Source organism: Cellulomonas sp. P5_C6, from assembly GCF_054049635.1.
Genome location: NZ_JBFULZ010000375.1, coordinates 1 through 1,156 on the forward strand (window position 1 = coordinate 1; position 1,156 = coordinate 1,156).

Genomic DNA, 1,156 nt, shown 5'->3' on the forward strand with positions numbered 1-1,156 from the left:
TGCCGCCGAACCCGCCGGTGGGGAACGTGCGGTCGAGGTCCCAGAGCGTCAGGCCATGCGTCTGCACGTCCAGGTCGGGGTGCTTGCGCTGGCGGTAGGCCAGCGGGTCGGTGTCGGCCATGAGGTGGCCGCGCGACCGGTAGGAGTGGATCAGCTCGGCGATGCGGGCCGGCTTGATGGCCTCGGCGTCGGGGTCGTTGGACTCGCGGACCCAGCGCACAGGCTCGTAGGGGACCCGCAGCGCGGCGAACACGCGGTCGTAGAACCCGTCCTCGCCCAGCAGCTTGCGGCCGATGATCCGCAGGAAGTCGCCGGACTGGGCGCCCTGGATGATCCGGTGGTCGTACGTCGAGGTGAGCGTGAGCACCTTGGACACGCCCATCTTGTTGAGCGCCTCCTCGGAGGTGCCCGCGAACTCCGCCGGGTAGTCCATGGCGCCGACGCCGATGATCGTGCCCTGGCCCTGCATCAGGCGGGGGACCGAGTGGACGGTGCCGATGGTGCCCGGGTTGGTCAGCGAGATCGTCGTGCCGGCGAAGTCGTCGACCGTGAGCTTGTTGCCGCGGGCGCGCCGCACCACGTCCTCGTACGCGGCCCAGAAGCCGGCGAAGTCGAGGGTCTCGGACTTCTTGATCGACGGGACCATCAGCTGACGGGTGCCGTCCGGCTTGGCCAGGTCGATCGCGATGCCGACGTTGACGTGCGCGGGCGTCAGGACGCTCGGCTTGTCCTCGGCCAGCGTGTACGACGTATTCATCGCCGGCATCTCGGCCAGCGCCTCGACCAGCGCGAAGCCGATGAGGTGCGTGAACGAGATCTTGCCGCCGCGACCACGAGCGAGGTGGTTGTTGATAACGATGCGGTTGTCGACCATCAGCTTGGCCGGGATGGCGCGCACCGAGGTGGCCGTCGGGACCTCGAGCGAGGCCTCCATGTTGGTCACCACGCGCGCGGCCGGGCCACGCAGCTTCTGGATGTCGTCGGCCGCCTCGGCCTCGTCGGCGAGCGACGCGCGCTGGGCGACCTGCGCGTACGGGGCGGTCGCGGGCTGGGCGGTGGCGATCGGGGACGTCACGGCCGGCGGCTCGACGAACGGCGCTGCCTGGGCCGGCGGGAGCGCGGCGGGCGCGGCCGGAGGAGCCGGAGGGGCCGGGGG

At 71.3% G+C, this 1,156-nt stretch carries 1 protein-coding gene; it reads right to left on the reverse strand.

What is annotated here, in order from left to right; all coding sequences use genetic code 11:
* Positions 1-1,156, reverse strand: a 1,156-nt coding sequence (locus ACXJKG_RS21240) for a 2-oxo acid dehydrogenase subunit E2 (RefSeq protein ID WP_456847697.1), incomplete at both ends; no start/stop codon positions are given.